Origin of the sequence: Citrobacter sp. CK189 (assembly GCF_030333505.1) — a bacterium.
GTDB lineage: Bacteria > Pseudomonadota > Gammaproteobacteria > Enterobacterales > Enterobacteriaceae > Citrobacter_B > Citrobacter_B koseri.
Map to the genome: position 1 here is coordinate 377,933 of NZ_JAOWFV010000040.1, position 22,509 is coordinate 400,441.

General features: G+C 48.8%; 13 protein-coding genes, 1 tRNA gene and 3 pseudogenes. 7 read left to right on the forward strand and 10 right to left on the reverse strand.

Annotation, left to right across the window (positions count from 1 at the left end):
• Window positions 1–375: 375 nt before the first annotated feature.
• Window positions 376–1,452 carry a protein adenylyltransferase Fic gene (fic, locus tag OGV83_RS20135; RefSeq protein ID WP_159771550.1) on the forward strand — a complete coding sequence of 359 codons (1,077 nt, stop codon included), beginning with the start codon at window positions 376–378 and terminating at the stop codon, window positions 1,450–1,452.
• A gap of 50 nt (window positions 1,453–1,502) precedes the next feature.
• Here fic and OGV83_RS20140 read toward each other — a convergent pair whose 3' ends face one another.
• Genes OGV83_RS20140 through OGV83_RS20165 form a run of 6 tightly spaced genes read right to left on the reverse strand, consistent with a single transcriptional unit; the run spans window position 1,503 to window position 7,262 of the window.
• Entirely contained in the window at window positions 1,503–2,606 is a 1,104-nt protein-coding gene (locus OGV83_RS20140; RefSeq protein WP_479684415.1) for an STY4528 family pathogenicity island replication protein, read from the reverse strand.
• Window positions 2,607–2,654: 48 nt separating this feature from the next.
• Window positions 2,655–3,194 (reverse strand): DUF2857 domain-containing protein, encoded by a 540-nt coding sequence (locus tag OGV83_RS20145; RefSeq protein ID WP_032170378.1) that lies wholly within the window; start codon window positions 3,192–3,194, stop codon window positions 2,655–2,657.
• Window positions 3,178–4,662 (reverse strand): ParB family protein, encoded by a 1,485-nt coding sequence (locus OGV83_RS20150; RefSeq protein ID WP_032199437.1) that lies wholly within the window; start codon window positions 4,660–4,662, stop codon window positions 3,178–3,180. The genes OGV83_RS20145 and OGV83_RS20150 overlap by 17 nt, the downstream gene beginning before the upstream one ends.
• Window positions 4,659–6,014 carry a replicative DNA helicase gene (gene dnaB / locus OGV83_RS20155; RefSeq protein ID WP_159771547.1) on the reverse strand — a complete coding sequence of 452 codons (1,356 nt, stop codon included), beginning with the start codon at window positions 6,012–6,014 and terminating at the stop codon, window positions 4,659–4,661. The genes OGV83_RS20150 and dnaB overlap by 4 nt, the downstream gene beginning before the upstream one ends.
• On the reverse strand, window positions 6,007–6,381 hold the full coding sequence (locus OGV83_RS20160; protein ID WP_286464507.1) for a hypothetical protein: 375 nt from the start codon (window positions 6,379–6,381) through the stop codon (window positions 6,007–6,009). Before OGV83_RS20160 ends, dnaB begins: the two co-directional genes overlap by 8 nt.
• Window positions 6,378–7,262, reverse strand: coding sequence for a ParA family protein (locus tag OGV83_RS20165; protein WP_159771542.1), 885 nt, complete (start codon window positions 7,260–7,262; stop codon window positions 6,378–6,380). Before OGV83_RS20165 ends, OGV83_RS20160 begins: the two co-directional genes overlap by 4 nt.
• A gap of 46 nt (window positions 7,263–7,308) precedes the next feature.
• Here OGV83_RS20165 and OGV83_RS20170 point away from each other — a divergent pair.
• Both OGV83_RS20170 and OGV83_RS20175 read left to right on the forward strand, forming a co-directional pair.
• A tRNA-OTHER gene (locus OGV83_RS20170) sits at window positions 7,309–7,399 on the forward strand.
• 150 nt (window positions 7,400–7,549) lie between these two features.
• Window positions 7,550–8,683, forward strand: a pseudogene (locus OGV83_RS20175) (tyrosine-type recombinase/integrase).
• A 41-nt stretch (window positions 8,684–8,724) separates the two neighbouring features.
• Here OGV83_RS20175 and OGV83_RS20180 read toward each other — a convergent pair.
• The 4 genes and pseudogenes from OGV83_RS20180 to OGV83_RS20195 form a co-directional block, all read right to left on the reverse strand.
• Complete coding sequence (locus tag OGV83_RS20180) at window positions 8,725–11,046, reverse strand: P-loop NTPase (protein WP_286460419.1); 2,322 nt, start codon at window positions 11,044–11,046, stop codon at window positions 8,725–8,727.
• A 439-nt stretch (window positions 11,047–11,485) separates the two neighbouring features.
• Window positions 11,486–11,902, reverse strand: a pseudogene (locus OGV83_RS20185) (phage polarity suppression protein); the annotation flags it as partial.
• 31 nt (window positions 11,903–11,933) lie between these two features.
• Window positions 11,934–13,050: pseudogene (locus OGV83_RS20190) on the reverse strand (IS3 family transposase).
• 60 nt (window positions 13,051–13,110) lie between these two features.
• A complete protein-coding gene (locus OGV83_RS20195; protein ID WP_198447317.1) occupies window positions 13,111–14,001 on the reverse strand; it encodes a BrxR family helix-turn-helix transcriptional regulator in 891 nt (296 codons plus the stop codon).
• A gap of 175 nt (window positions 14,002–14,176) precedes the next feature.
• Between OGV83_RS20195 and OGV83_RS20200 the strand changes: the two genes are divergently transcribed.
• Genes OGV83_RS20200 through OGV83_RS20215 form a run of 4 tightly spaced genes read left to right on the forward strand, consistent with a single transcriptional unit; the run spans window position 14,177 to window position 22,058 of the window.
• Window positions 14,177–15,652, forward strand: a complete 1,476-nt coding sequence (locus tag OGV83_RS20200) for a hypothetical protein (protein WP_286464511.1) — start codon at window positions 14,177–14,179, stop codon at window positions 15,650–15,652.
• 2 nt (window positions 15,653–15,654) lie between these two features.
• Window positions 15,655–16,551, forward strand: coding sequence for a hypothetical protein (locus tag OGV83_RS20205; RefSeq protein WP_198447320.1), 897 nt, complete (start codon window positions 15,655–15,657; stop codon window positions 16,549–16,551).
• A gap of 2 nt (window positions 16,552–16,553) precedes the next feature.
• A complete protein-coding gene (locus OGV83_RS20210) occupies window positions 16,554–20,990 on the forward strand; it encodes a coiled-coil domain-containing protein (protein ID WP_286464512.1) in 4,437 nt (1,478 codons plus the stop codon).
• 24 nt (window positions 20,991–21,014) lie between these two features.
• Window positions 21,015–22,058, forward strand: coding sequence for a Wadjet anti-phage system protein JetD domain-containing protein (locus OGV83_RS20215; RefSeq protein ID WP_353654427.1), 1,044 nt, complete (start codon window positions 21,015–21,017; stop codon window positions 22,056–22,058).
• Window positions 22,059–22,509 lie beyond the last annotated feature (451 nt).

Consider the following 22,509-nt stretch of genomic DNA (forward strand, 5'->3'; position numbering starts at 1 on the left):
ATGAAATTCGCTTTTTTAAACATGTCTTCTGGATATGTTTACCGCATCGACACATTCCAGCCATATGTCGATAAAGCCTTGTTTTTTTAAACATGTTGCCGGGATATGCTTATGGCATCGACACTTTCTGGCTATGTGTCGATAGAATTCGCTTTTTTAAACATATTGTCGAGATATGCTTAAGGTATCAACATGTTCTTGCTATGTGTCGATGAAATTTGCTTTTTTAAAACATGTTGTCTGGATGTGTTTACCGCATCGGCATGTTCCAGTGATATGTCGATAAAATGTGATTTTTTAAACATGATGACGTGACATGTCGATGACAACGACATATTATGGTTATATGTCGATTAAAACGGTTTTCATAAACACATGAACTGGAATGCAGAAACCCCTTACAACGATTTGCCGATACTGCCGCCTGACCTGGAGCGCATTGAAACACGCAGCGTACTTAAAGCATGCATAAGTGCGCGCGCAGCAATCGCTGAGTTGAAAACTGCTGGTGAGTTGATCCCTGACCAAGGGTTGCTGATAAACATCCTCCCGATGCTGGAAGCGAAGGACTCATCGCGCATAGAGAATATCGTAACTACCAGCGATCAACTCTTTCAGTATGCTGACCGCGCAGATGGCGCAGATCCGGCCACTAAAGAAGCGCTGCGCTATCGTACAGCGCTCTATGATGGCTATACCCATCTTGAGGACTATCCACTCTGTACAAACACAGCGGTAGCTATCTGTACCAAATTACGTGCAGTTCAAACTGATATCAGGAAAACTCCGGGCACGGTATTGCGTGATCAGAATAATAACGTGGTATATACGCCGCCGGTGGGTGAAGACGCTATTCGTGAGCTACTGGCGAATTGGGAGCGGTTTATACACGGTGATGATGATTTAGATCCATTGGTTAAAATGGCTATTGCGCACTATCAGTTTGAGTGCATTCACCCGTTCCCGGATGGGAACGGGAGAACGGGCCGTATCTTGAATATTCTATATCTGATCCAGAGCGAATTGCTTTCGCTACCAATCCTGTATTTATCCCGCTTTATCTTGGAGAGACGCGATGATTACTACACGCTCCTTCGTAGGGTGACAGAAGAGGGTGACTGGGAATCGTGGATATTATTTATGCTGGAGGCTGTGGAGAGTACGTCCCGATGGACTACTGATAAGATATCGATTGTGCGGGCATTAATGGCTGAAACCACAGAGTATGTACGCGAGAAGCTACCTAAAATCTACACCCATGAACTTGTCCAGGCGCTTTTTGCACAACCATATTGTCGGATCGATAACCTTGTCGAACGTGGGGTGGCCAAGCGCCAGACGGCATCGACATACCTCAAGCAGTTGGTCGAAATTGGTGTGTTGGAGGAAATGAGCGTTGGCCGTGAAAAGCTGTATATTAACACCAGGTTGCTACAGGAGTTGAATCAGTAGTGAATGGGCCCAGAAAACAAAAGCGTGGACAAATGGTGATGCCACTGGCATCACTTTTTCTCCAAACACTGCGCCCGAATCTCCGCAACCAACTTACTGATATCCCGTTTTTTACGCGGTTCAGCCGGTATTTTCGGCTCTGAAACCACATGCGGCACAAACTCCGGCACCGTCGCTTTGCCGCGTCGATACTGATTAAACTCACCGCCCTGCGCTTTGCGCAGCGTTGCCAGCAGATAGGCGAGCGGGTTTTGTATGCCGCCACGGGCAACGCGTTGAGCTGCGTCATCAAGCACGTCCTGGCGCAGCGGGGGCGGCAGGTTCTGCATGGCCTGCAAGACAAGCTGTTTTTCAGGATTAGTTAACGGAATTTCCGGCGGCCAGTTCGGCGGTGAGCTGTTCGCGCGCGCGGTAGTACTATTACAAATATCTGTAGATACAGTACGTACAGAAGCCCGGTCCTGATTTGAGACTAAGCCGCCAGGCCTCGGTTTCCGGCTTAGTCCTGATTCGGTACCAGGTGAAATTTTGCCTGGTACCGTATTGAGACCGGACGTTTCTGGCTTAGTCTCCTCAGGAGACTGGCGTTGCTGCCAGCGGGCGCGTTCTTCCAGCAGTTCTATACGCGACGATAAATAACGCAGGCTGGTGTCCTTGCGAATGTCGTACAGAATACCTTGTGCAGTGGCGCGAATAGATTTGTTTTCATGTCGCGAGCACTGCTCCAGCAAATGAAGATAGCTGGCATCGAAACGCACGGCATCCAGCACACTCAGCGGTTCATCGTGTAGCGCATAGATATTCCCGAGGATGCGGCCGGATACCCGATCCCGCGCCTTATGGCACAGGCTGAGCCAGCGCGTCAGGCGCAACATCAACAATGCCCGGCTGACGGTGCTGCGCGAGGCTTTTTCATCCTGCGGGCGGTTAGAGAGCTGCATCTGTAATTCGCTGTAAGAGGGGAACACCGCGCCGCCGTTGTCCTGCGCCTGCATCCGGATCACCTGCCAGGCGAATTTATCTCTGGGCGATAACAGCGGATCCTGCAACAGGCGACGCGGAACCGTGTCATGCTGATTGCCCATAAACAGAAGGCTATCAGAAGCGGTTCCCGGCTCCTTCTGCATCCGTTGCTGGAGTTTGTCGCCGGTCATAGCGATCAGCGCCTGGATATACGGTGTCATGATCTTCCCCTCGGTCACTCAGCTTTTTTCCCACTGGCGGATCAGATTCCAGACTACGGTCAGTGAGAGCGAACGTTCCTGTGCCAGCAGCATCATGGCTTCCAGTGCCGGTATAGAGTCGATGTTATCGACTTTGATCTCCTGCCAGCGGTTCCAGAGCGCGGCTTCCTCTTCTTCGCCGGGAACCTGGTTGCGCCCCTGACGAACGTGGATCCCCATCAGCCGACGGCGAGCGCTGATTTCAGCGGTCGAGATACCAAAGTAGTGGCTGATTAACGCGATTGAGCCGCCAAGCTGCACCGCCTGGCCGACCAGTTGCTGGAATTTTTGTTCCTGGCGCACCTGAACCAGCATTTTGCGTAGCACGTCATGGTTGATGGTGATTTTCAGGAACTGCGCCGAGGTGTTGCCCAGATGCATCAGTTCTTCAAAGGTCAGGGCGTTAAGTTCGTTCAGTTCCTCACGGTCAAAGCCCAGCGCTTCGCAATAGCGGACATTGCCGTCCTTCAGGGCCTGTATCACCTGTGACAAAACGGCCTGATTAATCGTCGGCAGCATGTTGTGCCTCCTGCTGAAATTCTTTGATCCGGCGGACAATACGGATCAGCCGGAATGCTTTAATAAGGAATTCATCGCTGAAGAAGAAGCCGTCTGTATCACGTTGAAAAAAAAGCCCAGGAGTCAGTGCGGAGGCCAGATCTTCCGTCAGTGGGATCTCGTTGAGTGCCGCCAGCAGTGCCCAGCAGGCGCGTGACTGTGGCCGGGTAAACATGGGGTGATCTGATGCGAATGGCATCACCTGGAAGCCAATGCCATTTACATCGGCATCTGAAATTATCCGGTCGTCGATGGCGTAATGTTCAGCCAGATCCCACGCCAGGCGATCGCTGACCGATCGTAAGGACTCCGTGGTATCCCACAGTTGTGGGATACGCCAGATATCCGTGACGGGTTCTGTCCCTTCACACAATAGCGATGGTGCTTCTTCTGGTTCAGGCTGAGGGGCTGGCGTGCCAACTTCTTCTTCCTCTGTTTCAGGTTTACGCCTTCGCGTTACCGGGCGTGGTTCGGGTTCTTCTGGTGGAATATAGGGCGGCGGTTCCGGCGTGGGGCCGAGCACGGCCTGGCGTTTTTGCTCAGAGGGATCGACGTCCAGCAACAGCAGGTTGTAATCAACGTTCAGCTCCTGACTCATCAGCCCCAGCAGCTCATCCTGTACGCGCTCAATAGCGAAGTCTTCAGGCTGGTCGTTGAACAGCGACAACGCGGAAGAAAAGAGATTATCAAAGGCGCTGGCCTCTCCGTCAGCGTGACGCTGCCAGAGATGTAATGATGCCGCCCGCAATGACAGCAGCTTTTCCACCTGCGAGCGGCCCATCCCGGCGTATAGCACTTCGGGGATGCAGGGCAGCAGGTATTCCAGCGCCTGCTCCATCCGGCTGATATGCGACTGGTTGATAGGATAGCCGTCGTTCTTCAGATGCTCTGCCAGCTCTCGCTGCGAAAGCTGGCAATCTTCCACCTGTTGGTACAGTTCCCGTGCTTTATTGATCCCCAGCGCACGTTCGATGAAGCTGAGTTTGCCGTGCAGATCGTTTTCTGCCAGATGACCTATCAGGCAGTGCAGCTCGCCGAGCATGGGTTGATCGGATGTACCGGCCCACGGCTTGTACAGACACTGAATGCGCCAGAACCGTTCGTCATGCGTTTCGCGCCACAATTCATTGAGGATCGATAGGCGGGTATTGCCGCCGTTGGCGATAATGAACCACTCCTGATCGGGACGGCGGGTGATTGGCGGCGGCGTGTCCAGCCCGCGACGGCGGATCGATTCCTTAATGTCGTCATAGCTGGGGTTACGCATCAGCCGGGGATTGAGATCGTAAGGACGGAGTTGCTCCAGCGTGACGATCATCGAGGTTTCCATCAGTGGATCGGCGAACCGTTCATCGGGCGATCTTCCCCGATCAAAATTGCCCTGTAGCAGGCGGGACTGGAGTTCCGTCGAAGTCAGTTTGTTGTTCATGACCCAACTCCCTGCTGGCTGAGCGATTCGAAGCGGGTTTGATCGCTGATAAAGCGGGTTCGCACCGTGCCAATCGGGCCATTGCGCTGTTTGCTGACAATGACTTCGGCGATCCCCCGATCCAGCGTGTTGGGATCGTACAGCTCGTCACGGTAGAGGAATAAGATGACATCCGCATCCTGCTCGATAGAACCTGAATCGCGCAGGTCGGCATTGCAGGGGCGCTTGTTAAGGCGCGACTCCAGCGCCCGATTAAGCTGTGACAGCGCCAGCACCGGGCAGTTGAGTTCCTTCGCCAGCGCTTTCAGCGAGCGGGAGATCGTCGAGATCTCCTGATTGCGATTTTCCGAGCCGCCGCAGCGCATCAGTTGCAGGTAATCGACCACGATCAGCGAGGGAATTCCGTGCTGGCGCAACGATCGTCTGGCCCGGCTGCGTAACAAGGATGGCGTGAGGATCCCGGAATCGTCGAGCAGCAGGCGATCTTTCCATTCGTTCATCAGGATGCTGGCACTGATGCCAATCTGCTGCCAGTCGTCATCACTCAGATCGCCACTGCGTAGCCGGGTTTGCGAGACGCGGCCAATCAGAGAAACCAGCCGCAGCAGTAGCTGCTCCGACGACATTTCCATGCTGTAGATTTGCACTGGCTGGGTGGGGCGCAGCATTAGCGCGTTGACACACAGCGTCAGGGCGAAAGCGGTTTTGCCGACCGAGGGACGAGCAGCAGCGATAATCAGGTCGGCAGGCTGGAAGCCGCAGGTCAGGGCGTCGAGCTGTTCCAGCCCGGATGGCGTGCCGCTGAGGCTACCGCGTTCTGCCTCGTAGCGTTGGGAGATGCCTGCCAGCACGTTGTCAAAGCAGGCGTTGATGTCGGTCAGGCCTCCATCCTGATGCGACTGCGCAATGGCAAACAGCTTTTGTTCGGCGAAAGCCAGTACATCGGGCACATTGCTGCGCGGCTGGCCTGCCATATCGCTCAGTTCATTGCCTAATAACAGAAGCTGGCGCAGTTCGCCGTAGCTGGCGATGTATTGCGCGTAGGGCATGATATTGGCGGCGCTGGGCGTGTTTTTTGACAACTCTGCCAGATACGCGAAGCCGCCCACCTGTCCGAGTTGTTCCTGCTGTTCCAGCGATTCGCTCAGGGTGATCAGATCGATGGGGTTTCCCTGTTCGACCAGGGTCTGCATATGGGCATAAATCGTCCGGTGCGCGGAGATAAAGAAGTCCTGCGCGGAAATCTGTGTGGCGACGTCATCCCAGCGATCGTTATCCAGCATCAGCCCGCCGAGCACCGATTGTTCCGCTTCGACGGAGTGGGGCGGTTGTGGCCGCTTGCGCTTACTCATCTCGATTACCCTCCTGACAGGCCAAAAAGGCTTCCCACAGTCGGGTTTGTTGATGCGGAGGCAGCAGTAATAGCGGTAAATCGCTGGAGTAGAGCGGCTTATTGTTGGACCAGCCGATTTCAAACAGCGGCCAGTCTCTGGGAGCGGTCAGCGAACCAGACGTATCCCGTAGCTCGCTCTCATCTTCCAGGTTGTAGCAGTCCACTTTTTCCGTTGGGATATGCCAGAGTAGCGACATTAATACCGGTAGCGTTTCCCGCGCTTCTTCACGATCGGTGGCTTCAAAGAACACGATAACTTCATCGTCTTTCTCGAAGGGATACTGGGCGTAATAAGAGCAAAATGCTCGCCAGATTTTCCGTTTCATGCGATGCCCTCCACCGGTTGATGGGGCAGGGCGAGTACCTGCGGGAACAGCTCTTCGGCCAGCATCCGCATAGTTTCAGCGGCGCAGGGCGTTGCCCGGCCTCTGGCGCGAGAGGTATCCAGACGATGCACTGGTATTCCCAGAGACGCCGCCCGGCGATAGGCCACGCTGGCGTAAACCGGCGTCATCAGGATCTCGGTAGGCACCAGAAGCTCCTGCTCTTTCTGTTTGTGCTGAAGAACCTGAAGCAGATTGTGGTGAATTTCGCGGGCATCGTTAGTGTGGTCGAGCTTGTTGATCACCGCCTTTAGCGGCGGCAGCGGGATGCCGTAGCGGGTGAAGGGCTGGAGATCCCGGTACATTTGCAGAGTGCCGCGCAGAAACTCGCGTGCGGAGAGCATTTCCGGTAGAACCGGGGAGATAATGAGATCGCTGGCTAACAGCACCATTTCCAGCGCGATAGTGCGTGCGCCAATGGTATCGATCAGGATGACGTCATAGCCGGTTATCTGGCGTACCAGATGGCGCAGACGGATTACACCGTCGGGCGCAGCCTGAAGCAGGCTCATCAGTTCGCCGCGCGGATCGTTGGAAATGATGATATCCAGTCCGGGAATGGAGGTGTGTGAGATGATGATCGCTGGATCCAGCTCGTTCTGCGCGATAAGCTCGTAGATCCCGCCGGGGGCTTCGTTATCCAGAGGGTAATAGCTGCTGAGTGTCGGCTGGCGGATATCGGCGTCAATCATCAGGACTTTCAGCCCCTGATCGGCCAGGTAGCCGCCGAGGTTAGCCGTATCGGTAGTTTTCGCCACACCGCCCTTGGTGGAAAGAATGGCGGCAATTAGCGTAGGTAAACTGTGTGCATCTGCGTTTTTCATAACCAGTGCCTTTTTCGTTGTCTGAAAAGGACTTCACTGTAAAAACGCTGATTTGTTAGTAGGTTAAGTTACCCGATCGCTTTGATTCAAAATCAACCGTAGAAATACGTGCCGGTTCGAGTCCGGCCTTCGCACCAATAGTACTTCCCAGACCATCCGAGAAAGTCCAGTTATCCCTTTAAAATCAACGCCTGCAGCGATTTTTACGTCCTGAGTTGTCCGAGGTTGTCCGTTGAAATCCGTATGTCATTGGGGGCATCTTAACTTAGATTAGAAATGTGCCCCAAATGAAGCTCAACGCCAGACAGGTCGAGACCGCAAAGCCAAAAGACAAAACCTACAAAATGGCCGATGGTGGCGGTTTGTATCTCGAGGTTTCGGCCAAGGGATCTAAATACTGGCGCATGAAATACCGGCGCCCCTCCGATAAGAAAGAGGAGCGCCTCGCTTTTGGTGTTTGGCCTAATGTGACTGTTGCTCAGGCACGAGCAAAGCGTGATGAAGCTAAAAAACTGCTAGTGCAGGGCATTGACCCTAAAGCCGAACAGAAAGAAGCTCAGGCCGAGAATTCGGGGGCATATACTTTCGAAACCATTGCTCGTGAATGGCATGAAAGTAACAAGTGCTGGAGCGAAGACCATCGTTCGCGGGTTCTTCGCTATCTTGAGCTATATATCTTCCCTCATATCGGTTCGTCCGACATTCGCCAGCTCAAATCCAGCCAGTGACATGGCCGGTGCGTTATCGACTACCAAACACGACACTATCCAGCTTTGCCCTCTAGCCGCTTCCCTGAGTTTCTTGCTCGTCTTGCTGCATATCGCGGGCGGGTAATGACTCGGATCGCGGTCGAGCTCTCCTTACTAATTTTTGTGCGTTCCAGTGAGTTACGTTTCGCGCGTTGGGATGAATTCGACTTCGATAAATCTCTTTGGCGAGTACCTGCAAAACGAGAAGAAATCAAAGGAGTGCGTTACTCATATCGTGGTATGAAAATGAAAGAGGAGCATATTGTTCCGCTTAGTCAGCGGGCGATGATTTTGTTAGACCAGTTAAAGCAGATTCGTGGTGATAAAGATCTGCTTTTTCCTGGTGATCATGACGCAACTAAGGTTATGAGTGAAAACACAGTAAACAGCGCATTGCGCGCGATGGGATATGACACGAAAACTGAGGTTTGTGGACATGGATTTAGGACTATGGCTCGTGGAGCGTTGGGAGAGTCTGGATTATGGAGCGAGGATGCGATTGAACGTCAGTTGAGCCATTCTGAGCGTAATAATGTTCGTGCAGCATATATTCACACTTCAGAGCATTTAGATGAGCGTAAATTAATGATTCAATGGTGGGCTGATTATTTAGAAGCAAATGAAAATTATGCTATTACTCCATATTATTTCGCAAAAAACAATAATGATTAGTTGGCTCTTAACAGAGCCAACCATATGCCAATTAATGAATTTTAGCGCAAATTTCTTCGAATGGTCCGCGTGAGGTTATTCATCCATCGATCATTTGGCCTATTTTTCAATTCAGACTCCAGCCATTTCATGCTTAACTCTAAATAACCTTTCTTTCTGGAGATATCAGGGTATTTCAACTTGAATTTGATTGATTGTTCGGCAAATATCCTTGCGTGATAAATTTTCCTATAGTCATCATTATAACAACGTTGTAGTATTTCCATACTTTCTTCCAGAGTTGATAACACCTCTGGAGAGTTAGGTTTATCATAATTTGCATTGAACAATATTACTGCATAGGTATTTCTGATTGTTGGGTTGTTGTTGCCAGTTATTGATTTGGCTTCGTCAATCCATATGAAAGCTAACTCATATTTTTTCTTGTGGGCTAAGTATAATGCCCCTTGTTGTTTTAATGAGTGTGTCCTATCACGAGTGAAAGCTTCCTCATAGAATTTTAACCCTCGCTCCCAATCAGGGAACGCACGCCCCATCAATTTGGCGTCATAGGCGTAGCGTTTAAAAATATCATATCGGCTTATTCTGGTTGGTGAAACTTCTTGATGGAAAGTCTCTAACATTTTTGCCATGTCTTTATGATAAGTTTTCTTCATTACTATCTCTGAAACAGTCCTGGAGCGCGGAACAAAATAGGCTTGGTTATCTACGCTTAACTGTCCTTCATATGGGTATAAGAATGTATCCATACTTGATAGCATTCGGAATGATTTTAATGCATCGTAATTATAACTTCTAAGATATGCAGCAGCAATATCAACTGAGATTGGTATGCGGCAACTATACAAATAACACGCTAACAATAACAAGTCATGCTCTGGTGCAGCCGTTTTTTTAAATTCTTTTAATGCTTCTACAAATCTATCTGCCAATGCGTTGTCTTTAATTACATGTGTCATAACCTCAAGGAAGCTTGGCTCAATATTTATATCACCATCGCTATGAGAAAATGAGTCATTCTGTTTGTTAATGCCTTGAGGAATGCTATCTATAACCGATTGTATATCGAAATCATTTAGGCCAGACACATCTAATATATTAAACTGCTGAGGTGTGAATCGATATGAAACAGTGTCGTAAATGAAATCTCTTTCAGCGGCTATTATTTTAATGTTGGGTAGATGGATTAGCGTTTGTATTGCTTCAGAAGAATCCACAGCATTATCTATAAATATATAAACTTTCTCATTGGAAATCTTTATCTCTCTATAAAGCAGTCGCGCTTTTTCTGGCGTTATCTCATTGATATATAAAACCGAGCCAAGTTCTTTGGCTTCAACAGATAATTGCTTTAGTAAAGTTGATTTGCCGGTTAAAGGTGCTCCGATAATTAATACATGCTTAGATTTGAATGACTCGTTTTTTGTTTTTTGCAAATGGTTTGTTTTATGAATTTTATTTGTAAAGATATCATACCATATTGGCTCTGCCCCTAAGAAAAACTCAGTGAGAGAACGCACAGGAACAGAGGAAAGTGTTGGTATTTTATATTCTTCGAACTTATTTTCAATAGTATTCTTCTGGGGGATTGATTTATCATCGCTTTTAAGTTTAGAGAAATACTTGAGTAACTCTATAGTTTCTCCAATTATTATTTGAAAACCTAACGAAGAGTAGTACTCTCTGGCTTCTTCATCATCTTCTCTCAATACGATCCAAGCATCAGCTCTTTGCCTACCCTTATTAGAAGAGTTTGATAAAGCTTGTAATACGCCTGCATCTTGGACTCTGTAGCCCCAATACAACGTTGGTGATGTTTGAATTTTATTTACGTAGGTGAACCACCTATCTTTATCTCTCTCAAAGCTAGAAGAAATTTCTAAAGGTGAAAAAGCAAACTCTGAGCCAGGATATGCCACACACCCATGTAGCCCTATATAATCAATGGCTTCACCGTTGCTTATCGCAGGGCCTCTAAGTTGAATGTCATTTATATAATATCTGCTGCTGTCTTTGAATATTTTGAAAATTAGATCATCAATATTGGTTGTAAAAATAGATTTTATTTTAATGTTTTCAATTGATTTGTAAAGTTCATCAAATTCTGTAACCGTAAAGCGGTTAATGAAAAAGTCTTTAAGTTCTTTTTTTGATGAGCTGCTTAATATCTGACAGAGTTGAGGGAGATCTAGAGTTGATGGCTTTTTCCTTTTGAAATGATCAAGTAATTCATCCTTTAAATCATTTCCGACTGGGAGTTTTCCATCTTTTGAGCTTGCTTCTACTGAAAAACCAGCACCAAGAAATAAATTGATGCCACTTTTTAGGCTGTGTTCAAGCAAAGGTTGGTTATCAATTTTCATAGTTTTTCCATTTATGTTCACATGTTTATGTTGCTCCCTCTGAATTATGCTCATAAACAGATGTGATGCAATATCATTTATTGCATCTATCCCAATTACTTTGATGTATGCAACAAATCATAACAGCATGATTAGTGGAGATTTATGCATTTCAGTTAAGTTAGCACTGGATGTAACGTCGTACTGCTACAAACTTTATGAAGTCAACCTAATTCAATTATGCTAAAAAATTTAACCATATTGGCGCGCAATGCTCTCCCCTGCCACGTCTGCTCGCTCGATGTGTCTCTTTTAATGCAGGTGCATGGGCGGCCTCAGGCAGCGCCAGAGCTGGCGCTGGCGGGAGAGGCAGGGACGTGAAAACGTATGCAAAACCATGCACCTAATGCATGGCTTAATTCCGGAAAAAGGGCAGGATTTACGGGGATTTTTTGAAGGGCTACTGCGCGGCCAGTTCAGCGCGTTTTCGGACGTAATTCTGGTTTTGCGCAGGCGTGAATTTTTCACGATTATCATCCCGTGAAGCCGCGTCAGGCCTGAATCTGATGGCTGTTAAAATGTCATTATCCTGTGCGGAATAATTTATTTTTTCACCAGCGGCCAGCCACACCGACAGCGCTTCACGCAGGTAATCCACCGAATGCTGCATCACGCAGTGTTTTACAGCGTGATGCTGGTTGTTATAGCCCATCAACTCAGGTGCAAGAGCGGCGGTCAGCTCCGCGCCGTGCGTCTGCATAAAATCATTCAGTCGGTTACGGATGCGCTGCACGTCCTCATGGGAGCGAATATAGCGACCAGCAGCCTGATTAATTTCCCATTTTTTTACGTCGATAATATCGAACAGCGTTTGCAGGCTTCGGGAGCGGTTATTCTCACCTGAGCTGTTAATAATATTGATTTTCATATTCCGTCGGTGGCATCTGATCACTCGAACCATACCGCCGCTTACTATTATAAAACATTCCGATGTAATCAAAAATATCGCTGCGGGCTTCTTCCCGCGTCCCGTAGATCTTTTTCTTTATCCGTTCACGCTTCAGTAGCTGGAAAAAACTTTCTGCAACTGCGTTATCGTGACAGTTACCGCGGCGGCTCATACTGCCCTCCAGTCCGTGTGATTTCAGGAACGATTGCCACTCATGGCTTGTGTACTGACTACCTTGATCAGAATGAACCAGCACCTGTTTTTGGGGATTACGTCGCCATACGGCCATCAGAAGCGCATTCAGGACAATATCTTTGGTCATCCGGGGTTGCATTGACCAGCCGATAACTTTGCGCGAGAACAGGTCAACAACCACGGCCAGATACAGCCAGTCTTCGTGGATTCGGATTACGTTATGTCCGTTACCCAACGTTCATCCGGAGCTTCCGGATTGAATTGCCACTGGAGCCTGTTGGGTGTCACGATACTGGTCCCCCCTTTACGCGCTCGTGGGCTTCGGTACCCGACCTGAGCCTTTATCCCGGCACGCTTCATCAGCCGCCAGACCCGGTTAATCCCACACTGTTGCCCGCTATCTCGCAGGTCTAGATGGATCTTGCGATAGCCATAAACGCAACCGGACTCCAGCCAGAACTGTTTGATTTGTCCTGTCAGCCTCAGATCCGCCTGATGCCGGAGTGAATGTGGAGGCGTAAAACCCACTCGGATGAGCGTCCAGCACCCGACAGAGCAGACGAATAGGCCAGCAACAGGTGTTGTCACGGATAAAGGCGTACCTCGGTCGGACAGCTTTGCGAAGTACGCCGCGGCTTTTTTAATATGTCACGTTCGTCAGTAACCCGCTTCAGTTCCTTCTGGAGTCGGCGGATCTCGGCCTGAGCATCTGACTGTTTTTTGTTATTGGAAGAGTCTGGCCCGTACTTCTTTATCTAGGCGTAAAGGCTGTTAGTGGTGATATCGAGACGTGTTGCAACGCTGGAAATAGAATGGCCACGATCAATAACCTGTTTGACTGCTTCAATTTTAAACTCTTCAGGATAACGCTCACTGCTCATGTGCACCTCTCTTTAAGCCATCTTAAATGACTCTGAAATGTCTGTTAAACCCGTGGCGATTCACTCGCCAGCATGGCGGTACTTATGAATAGGCTCACCTGTTTGGGCGTGCACAGCTAGAACTGGGTAGACAAAGGGGCCGTGGCTGCTGGCGTCAGTAGCTTGTGCATATTCATCATCTGTTTTAGGCAGATTGTTTTCAGGGCATAAATAAAAAATCATTGGTGCACGAATACTGAATTCAGATGGTTCAAGTATGTAGTCCCGCTTAATTACCTCTTGTTGCGCTTTGTTTAGTGTTGGATTGGCGATAAAACGCACGGGGATCACGACCTCCCACGCGGTATCTTTGCGCGGAGGGGGGGGGGCAGGAACAATCAGTTCCGGCGAGTCCAGAAATCGCGCCAAAACAAAGTCCTTAAACGCCGAACTACCCCAATCATAGGCTCGCACATGCTGGCGCCCATTAACGGTGATAATTACCGTAGGGCTTAGTGTACGGGATATGCCTTCCGGGTTTTCCATTGACGCATAAGTCACTTTTACTTGTCCCTTCTGTTCGATTGCTGACAAAAAAATTGCCAGCGTGCGGCTATGCACTGCGCGATGGATGAGCGGAATTTCCTGCGCGTGGGCCGCTTGCGGGGGGGGAAATTCTACCGTTGCACGCCAGACCAGATCGTTGTCTCCCAGTAAAACAGGCGAAAATGTCGTACTGGGGAAATACCCTTTTCGGCCGGCCCCCTTCTCAATAGCATTGCCTGGAGCTACCTCCATATAGGTTCTTACATCAGTACGAGCTTGTTGCGCCGAGACGCCAAACTCTTCAGCAATCATGCGTGAAGTGACTTTTCGTTCCCACAGTAGCTGGCGCTCAATATAGCGCAAGCGCAACCATTGTGCGTGGCTGAGGGGGGATTTGTGTTTCTCAAGAAACATTGAGTAATACATATCAGTTTTATTCTTATTTGCAGGTTAATCAGTTGCGGTTTGATATACGGATTAATTATAGAAGGCGAATGGCATCAAAACAAATAACATTGCCACCAAAGAAAATTAAGCAAAGTTTCTTTGCTTAATTGGATGGGGCGTACTATAGTGGCTTCCGTCTCAGAGGGAGAATGTTATGTCGCTAGGGTTTTTGGAGCAGGCTCGTAATGAATCAATGGCACGTCGCGAGCTGTCTATTCAATCTCACGCCTTGCTGGTCGTGCGGACGCTGGATTCAATATATAGAGCCCTTCAGCGCAATCCGTTCGATGGTGTTGAGCTTGATGCGCTGGCGGCAATCATGTATCTCTCTGACGCCATGCTTTATTATGCTGACCGCGAGCGCCAGCCAGGAATGACGCGTAAAGAAGCGGAGTTATGTCTGGTTGGGCACCTCAATGAAGCCTATCCGGGACAAGAAGAATCCGACTACGCACAAGTGGCCAGCAAGATTTTTGCGGCGATCAAAGATCCTTTCCGCCTCCGTTATTATGATTTCTCGCAACGAACGCATTCCGAAGAGCAGATAGTCCGTCTGGTACGCCACGACCAGCTATCCGGCTCAGATGATATTCTCTGGTCGCTGACTGATGAAGGAATGCTGTTCTATACCCTCCGTTTGGATGAAACGCCGATAGAACGCGCTGCGATTCTGGCCTGGCGCACGCTTAAAACTATCCGTCGTGGTGAGATCGACAAGGCAGTTCACCAAATCCAGTCAACACAGCGGCAACTGGAGCAATATCTGATTGGGATGCGGATGAAAGTGCGTGCCGCCCAGTCTGGTGATTTGAGTGCATCTTATGCACACGATATTCGTCCGGTACTCAATGATTCCTTTGATAAAACACGAGAGGTTTTGGAACATATCCAGAACTCAATGTCGGCCATCACCGAAATGCTGGTTGAAGGAAGTTTGAAATTAAATCCCGACAAATTAAATAAGCTACGTAAGGCACAGGAGATTTTTGCTGAGGTCTGCGCCTTTACGCAGCGCTATCAAGACTGCTTACTGGATGTGAATAAAGATTTTGAGCGAGCTCGTCTGAAACTCATTATTCCCAGAGATAATACCCTTTTCCGGGAAACGCTAGAAAAAGGTGTACTCAAACCCTTGTTATCCCATTCCCCTGAAACTGTCGATAAGGAAATCGATAGTCTCATTGCTCGCCTGTTGGCTCCCCGAAGTCAGGATGACGATCGGCATACATTGTTTGACCTTGAGGCACTGCTGAATCTCTATCTCGATAAATTTGAACAAGCACTTCCACATGAGATACAGGATCCCACCGATCAGCCAGTAGCTATTGAAACCAACCTGAGACTGAGAGGTATCCCTGAATCTGTGATTAAGAAATGCAGTGATTGGGTAAGTAACCAATTGAAGAATTGGGGCCATGTGAGCTTTAGAGATGTTTTCGACGCCTATGAGTGCGATGAATTATCGGAACAAGAACAACAGGTTTGTTTACTCCATATCGGCAGTCTGGCGGCTAACAGCGATCCCACAATAGAAGTAGAGATAGGTGACGATGCTATCGAAACATCGCTCTGGCGGGCTAACAATATCAAACTGTTAACGGCCACTCCCGTACACCCCTTTGAGGAGTAGTTATGTACAACAACACGCATCAACAAGCGAAACGCTACGCCGAAATTGCCACACAGGCAATTATGAATTCGCTGGGATATAAAATGGGGGATGAGCCGGTTCAGTGCGCGCTTGATCTGCAAGGTGATGTCCTGTTTGCTGAGATTATCCGTGGTGTTGCAGCAGGAATGAAGCTGCGTTATCTCGGGATTAGTGAGACATACGGAGTATTACTGGCTGCAGATGGCCGAGGCCCGTTTGCTCCATCCTTGGGTTGGCTGAACAAACGCTTATTACTTGAAACAGCGATTGAACAACAGGGTAAGGAACGGAAAGAACAGCGCCTGTTTGCAGGGTTGACTCTGATTGCGTTGCTGGCTGATTTGTTTCCAACTCCAGACACAGTTCGTGTCGAGTTCGGTCAGAGTCGTGCCATTAATGCCACCTCGGTGGTTGCCCGGCTCAATGATGTTGCCGACCAGGTGATTGCCCAGCGCAAGGCCGAGAGTGACGACACCGTAGATGGTCTACTTATGGCTGCCAGGTTTGTGCAGGAAGAACGCATTCCCCGTATTCACAACGACAAGGTAGGGCGTGTCTCAAGTATTCGCTCACAAACAGAAATGGTTATGCGCTGGATACAAGTGTTGCAAGAGGAAGGCTTTCTGGCCGAAGACAGCAGTCTGTCGGGAGAGTCCGACTGGTATCCGACCCACAAACTCAGACATTATCTGCGCCATACTGGCATCGAAGAGACGGTGCGTTTTGTCATGAGCATCAGTTCAGCCACTGAAGAGCGATCCTCCGACTTAGTTGAAAGCGATATCGTAGCATTAGCGGATACCCTGGAGTTTCTTCCGATCGATGAACGTCTAATTATAACTGGAACCACAGAAACGCAACGTTTGACGGAGATTTAAGCATGTGGCTGATTAAACGGGTTTATATGGATGGCGCAGGCCATGAAGAAGCTTTCTACAAGGACCTCACACTGGACTATATTGGCCTGTCTCAAGCGGTCGGTAGCCCTGTTGTTGAAGGCCTGCGCTCGCCCGTCAGGAATGCGAAGGTGGTGACCAGTACTTATCAGCAGCTTGTGAATGGGGGCGGTAAGTCCACCTACATCGCGCTGTTGTTATCGATTTTTGAGCCGTCCGTTAGTGACTTCACCCAATATCTGGCAAATCATCGCCAGAGTGAATACCACTACCGCAATTACTTCTATAAAGAACTCTCTGTTGTTTTGGTTGAGATGGTCAATGAATCAGGACAAACGTTATTACTGGGACATGCTCATCAGCGTAATGGAGATGATGTTGACCGCACACTGTTTATTTGTGATGCGCCCGACTCCCTGATGGGCGCGCCGTTTGATGAAATCCCTTCTTATTCCCGCGCGGAACGCAATTCTGAGCTACGTCCCTATGCCAATAGCCTGCGCAGTTTTGATAGCTGGCTTAATCTCAAGGCTGGTAGTGAAGGTGGCATGCATTGGCGTAAAACCAGCAGACAGAACGAGTGGCGAGCATTTTTGCTGGAACAGCAAATTAACGTTGATCTTATCAAAACAATGGTGACCTTCAACTCCGAAGAAGGTGGCCTGACCCGTTTTATCGAATACAAAACTGAACATGATTTCCTTGGTGCGTTCTTCGCCTGCACCATGTCTAAAGATGCGGCTGAGCGGCTGCGGGAACTGGTAGCGCATGAAGTTGAACGTCAGGGAGAGTTAGAGGGGATCCGTCGTAACGAGTCCTTCCTGAAGGATGTGCTGGCTAACTGGCTGGCGTTTCTTGATCCGGCTAAACAGCTGGAAAGCACCTTGGCGCAGCAGCAACTGCTGGATGATGGCTTCCGAGAAGCAATGCGCGATCTCGCAGCCTTTGTCGGGGATGCTCAGGTTGAACAGACGCAGCTTGAAGATAACATGGATAGTTTGCAAACGCATATTGGCCAGGCGATGTCTCTGCGTGAGCAGTTAGGTAAGCGCAGAGCACTGCTTGAATATGATCTTGTGCAGCATCAGTTCGACAAACAAAAAGCGATAGTCGATGCGCTTCAAGACGAAGCCGATACCAATCAGCTCCAGATTGAGATTACTCACGCTGCTATAGACTACAAAGCCTATGCTAAGGCCCTGAATGAGTACCGCCAGGCAGATGAAGATCTGAAGGTATTCCAAAGTGAAACGGAAAGACCGCTACAGGTGATTTTCGAGCGTACTGCTGGCGAGGCCTTGGGTACATTAGAGTGGGCAATCGACAGGCATCGCCAGCAGGAGGCTACGCTTGAGGAAGAATTAGGGCAGATGGATAGGGAAAGTAATACCCTTAAACAATCATACGACGAACTACAAAAGATGCTGGGTGGCCTGGAGGCGGATCGTGAGAGATATAAAAGAGACAAACGGCAGGGCGAATCGCAACGGAATGAATTATGTGAAACTGGGTTGATCCAGAAGGATGAAACACCAGTAGCAGCCCAATACCGACTGGAATTAACCTTACGCGATGCAAAGCAGAGTGAAGAACTGGCTAATACAATTCATCATCAGAAAGAGCAGGCGCTGGAAGCACAGCTGAATGTTGTGCGGGAGGCATCAATTGAGAAAAGTGAGGCCCAGCAAAAACTCATTCTGGCTGAACAAAAACACCAGTCAGCTGTGGATAGTGCCTTAGTTTTAGCAAAAACCTATCAAAAACTGCCAACGTCAATGCAACATGACCTAGATATTGAAGACACGAGTTGGCACAGCGAGCTGTGTGGATTGCAGCTCGACAAGGTATTGAATGCGAACTATCAAACGCTGAATGGAATGAAAGAGCGTTTACTGCAAGCCCGGCACGAACTGGACGAGTTAAGGAAGACGGGACATGAACTGGTCGCTAAGCAGGTCAATCAGGCACTTGAAGCGTTTTATGCGGCGGGCATTGCACGGGATAAGCTCTGGACATTTCCACACTATTTGGCCTCTGTTTACAACGATGATGCACAAAAGATTGCAGCGGTGATCGATCAAAACCCTGGCCGCTACCTGAGCTTGGTCGCACTCGATAATGTAACGTTTGAACAGGTCCATAAAATTAGTGAGATCCTGCTCTGGAAGAAGGCACCTATTGCTATTTACCTGCTGCATGAAGCACAAGATCTCCGCCGAGAAACGTCTGAATTAGTACAGGTCGTCCTCTCAAATCCCGATAAGCACGGATATAGCCAGGCCGCTTACGAAGCCAGGCTGCAAGACCTGGAGAATATCGTAGCGTCGCAGGAGGTCAGTGTGAAGGCTGCGGAGAGCGCCCTTAATGTACTGAAATCTTTCAGGAGTGACTGGCGTTTGCATTACGAACAGTATGGTAAGTATTGGGCGGGACTGCTTGACCAACGGGAGCAGGCTCTCTTAATACTGGAAAATGCTGATGCAGCACTTAAGCAAGCTGAGCATGATGAGCAAAAACTGCGTGACGAGAAGAGAGATGTCCAGGTGCGGTTAAACAACGCCCAGCAGCAGAAAATTCAGGCAGAAAAAGCACATGATAAACTGAGTCTTTTTGTAGAAACAGAATGGGCGAAGCGTGAAACGGCGATAATGAAACTGGAGCAGTTAGCTGCACAGATTCAACGAAGCAAGGACACTCTTTGCACCCAGAGAGAGAGACAGGAACGGCTGAGCGAGATCAAGGAGAACAAGCGCTCCGAGAAAACCCTTTTAAATATCCAGATGGGCAACTGGAGTAATCTGTGTAACGAGCCGTTCTATTCAGAGATTACGGCGACTGAAGGTATGGAAGGACGAAGCCCCAAAGATGCCCATGAGATGGCTGCTCAGGCGCACAAAAAACTGCTCGAAGCAGCCAACGGTGATCAAGTGACCGCTCTCAAGCAACAACTAAAAGATGCTGAACAGGCACAACGTTACGCCTCTGAGCGTTTGATAGCTCAACCCACTTACAATACATATCCGGATGAGGTAAAAGCGGCGGCTATCAATGAGCTAACGGTAATTAATAACCGCATCGTACGCCTCAACGAACAGCAGAAGCAATTCACGCAAAATCTAATTAACTCTCAGGTAACTCTGCAAAATTGTTCCCAAAGCTGTGAGGAGGCTAGTAAAGCACTTGACGAAGATTTTGTCTGGGAAGAGAAACCCACCGGGATAGAAGCGATCCATACGTCTCTGGACGAAATCGTCAACAACCTCCATCAAACTGAATACCAGCTAAAACTTCAGTGTGAACAAAAAAAGCTGCAGCTGCAAAAGATGGCAAATGTGAAAGAACGGCTTCAGAATGCTAAAACAGCTCAAGCGATGATCCAGCCCATTACGCCGACCTCAGCAGCGGGTCTACCAGGCAGAATTCAGAGCATTACTGAATATGCTGACGATCTGGCAACACAATGCCAAAAGTATGCCGGTCTAAATGAAGCGCTAAAACAGCAAAATATAAACGTCTCTACGGTTTGGGGACAATTCCGTAAAAGGATCGAAGAAGAGTCCGCTAAGGAGCCAGACGCTCGAGCCAGTCAGGAATATTTACGGCAGTTGGACTCAATCGTAACTTATCATGAAGTGCTGGGCGATTTGGACAGGGTCGGTACAGGGATCACTCAGGTATTTGAAGCTGTGCAGGATAGCCTGGAACAATTCCAGCGTTCGATTGATCTGACTGTCACCCATCTGACTGCTCATCTGGAAGGGGCGATTAAACTTCTCAAGCGCGCGATGTCGGTAAAAATTCCTGAGGATTGCCCCGTACTGCCTGGTCGGCCCATTATCAAAATGACCGACCGACTGAATGATGTTGCCGCTGATCTCAGGGGTTTTGCCAGCAGCCGCTTGCAGCAGTGGATAGCCAGGGGACAGATACCCCGAGCGCCCAACCGGGACGCCTTGACAGCTGATTTGGTCCAGTCGGTATTTGGCGAAGGGGAACTGGAGGTGCGTTTGCTGAAGACGAATGCCAGCTGTCCACGATGGACTCCTGTCACCCGACTCGAAGGTTCGGGTGGACAGCGCCTTACCTCTGCCTTTTTACTGTTTGTGACGGTTGGTAAAGTACGAGAGTACGATACGGGTATTTCAAGTGCAGGATTCTTGTTAGCCGATAACCCGCTGGGTAAATCGAATGCCGATGATCTAATGCGAATTCAAACCCAAATGGCCAAAGCCTATAAAATCCAGCTCATCTACCTGACTGGTATTTCGGATGAAAACGCCCAATCGATGTTTGATAACCATCTCTTCCTGAACAAAGTTCAAAAACTGAGGCGGCGGGATTTGGTAACCGTTGATAAAGAACGCCATGCCCTGTGGGCGGCTTCTCTGGTTGCTAAGTCACAAAACGATCCGGTCATTTAAGGTAGAGATGGGATGAATAGTGTAATGATCTGGCTATCCCGACTTGAGTCGACAGCTAATAGACATCGCCTTGCCGCCGGCAAGGCCGCTCGTACAGTAAAAGCTAATGCGGTGCTGGATGAGGTGTTACGTGTACACAGCCGGGAGGCCTTGAGTCAGGATGCACCTGATTTGCTGAGTCAGGCAGTTACGCAACTGCTTCAGAAGGACTGGCGGGCTCAGCCTAAGCACAAAGCGAGTTGGCAGCGCTATTGGCGGGGTATGAGCCTGCCAGGTAATTTTGTTTACGAAGGAGCCCTCGTTCCTACGAAGGCAATATCAGAAATAGCCTGGCATCCTTGGTTAGCACAACGTATTACAGGACAACTTACCCTGCCAATCAAGGCTCGCCTACAGCAACTAAACACATATCTCTTTCGCCAAACTAAGGGCGACAAGCCACTATTCCCTGGCCTTCTAGGGCACCGTGAGCGGTCTCTGCTGATATTTGGTGACGAAAAAGCGCTGGATTCTATGCCACCTGACGGCTGGAAGCATGTCACTCTGACTTTGGCTGATATGGGCGCGTTTCGACGTGCACCACCTTTACCGTATGAGTCGTCACGCTGCCACGATCTTCCTGCTATCATTGTTGAAAACTCTGATGTGTATTATCGACTATGCCAACTTAATCAAGTTCAGACTCGCTGGTCACTGGTCATTTATGGCGCAGGTAACAAAGTTTCCGGCCAGGCGGAGTGCGTGTCACAACTTCTTAAGGTCGAACTGGTAGAACAGCTACTTTATTTTGGCGATCTGGATGTTGCGGGCTTAAAAATCGCCCATCAGTTACATTGTAAGTTGCTTAACGATTACGGTATCAGTTTGCATTTAGATGAATGGCTTTATAATGAACTGATCTTAAATGGCCTGATGACATCAGAAGGGAACGCCAACAACGAACGGTTTGATTTCGAATTACAGTGTGGCTGGATGCCACAGTTTGTTTTACGAGAAATGAAGACTCTTCTGGCGATCCATCAGCGTCTACCCCAAGAAGGTGTGGCTTCTTTAGGTTTAGTCATATAGTTCGAATCCTAATGTGTTTTTTAGGGGATAGCCTACTTATAATAAAGGTGGGTTCTCCTATCGGAGAGTAATCTTTATTGCTGATTTATTATTTATCGTGACCGATGATATATATTTGCTAATCATATGGACTCCATTTATTGAGAATAAAGATCCAACTTTGTGATCTTCCACCCAGTATTCATTTTTATGTCCCACTTTGGGGGCAAACCTCCCAAAATAAATCCTCATAACCCATTAATATTTCAAATAATTAAATGAAAAGGCAAGTCCGGCCTTGTATCCCCTTAACACCTCTCTCATGTACCATTCTACAAGCCCTTACGGCACGTCAATCGGCTTGTCGGCGGAACACAGAACAGCCTGTCGACAATCCTGCCTCCATTCATCATCTTCGACATCTGTATGTGCATAGTCTCGTCTGGTCCAATCGTTCCTTTATCAAAACTTT

Coding starts and splice junctions, on each gene's coding strand:
- OGV83_RS20215 (WP_353654427.1), top strand. CDS start 21,015: ATGATCTGGCTATCCCGACTTGAGTCGACAGCTAATAGACATCGCCTT.
- OGV83_RS20140 (WP_479684415.1), bottom strand. CDS start 2,606: ATGACCGGCGACAAACTCCAGCAACGGATGCAGAAGGAGCCGGGAACC.
- OGV83_RS20145 (WP_032170378.1), bottom strand. CDS start 3,194: ATGCTGCCGACGATTAATCAGGCCGTTTTGTCACAGGTGATACAGGCC.
- dnaB (WP_159771547.1), bottom strand. CDS start 6,014: ATGAGTAAGCGCAAGCGGCCACAACCGCCCCACTCCGTCGAAGCGGAA.
- OGV83_RS20210 (WP_286464512.1), top strand. CDS start 16,554: ATGTGGCTGATTAAACGGGTTTATATGGATGGCGCAGGCCATGAAGAA.
- OGV83_RS20200 (WP_286464511.1), top strand. CDS start 14,177: ATGTCGCTAGGGTTTTTGGAGCAGGCTCGTAATGAATCAATGGCACGT.
- OGV83_RS20160 (WP_286464507.1), bottom strand. CDS start 6,381: ATGAAACGGAAAATCTGGCGAGCATTTTGCTCTTATTACGCCCAGTAT.
- fic (WP_159771550.1), top strand. CDS start 376: ATGAACTGGAATGCAGAAACCCCTTACAACGATTTGCCGATACTGCCG.
- OGV83_RS20205 (WP_198447320.1), top strand. CDS start 15,655: ATGTACAACAACACGCATCAACAAGCGAAACGCTACGCCGAAATTGCC.
- OGV83_RS20150 (WP_032199437.1), bottom strand. CDS start 4,662: ATGAACAACAAACTGACTTCGACGGAACTCCAGTCCCGCCTGCTACAG.
- OGV83_RS20195 (WP_198447317.1), bottom strand. CDS start 14,001: ATGTATTACTCAATGTTTCTTGAGAAACACAAATCCCCCCTCAGCCAC.
- OGV83_RS20180 (WP_286460419.1), bottom strand. CDS start 11,046: ATGAAAATTGATAACCAACCTTTGCTTGAACACAGCCTAAAAAGTGGC.
- OGV83_RS20165 (WP_159771542.1), bottom strand. CDS start 7,262: ATGAAAAACGCAGATGCACACAGTTTACCTACGCTAATTGCCGCCATT.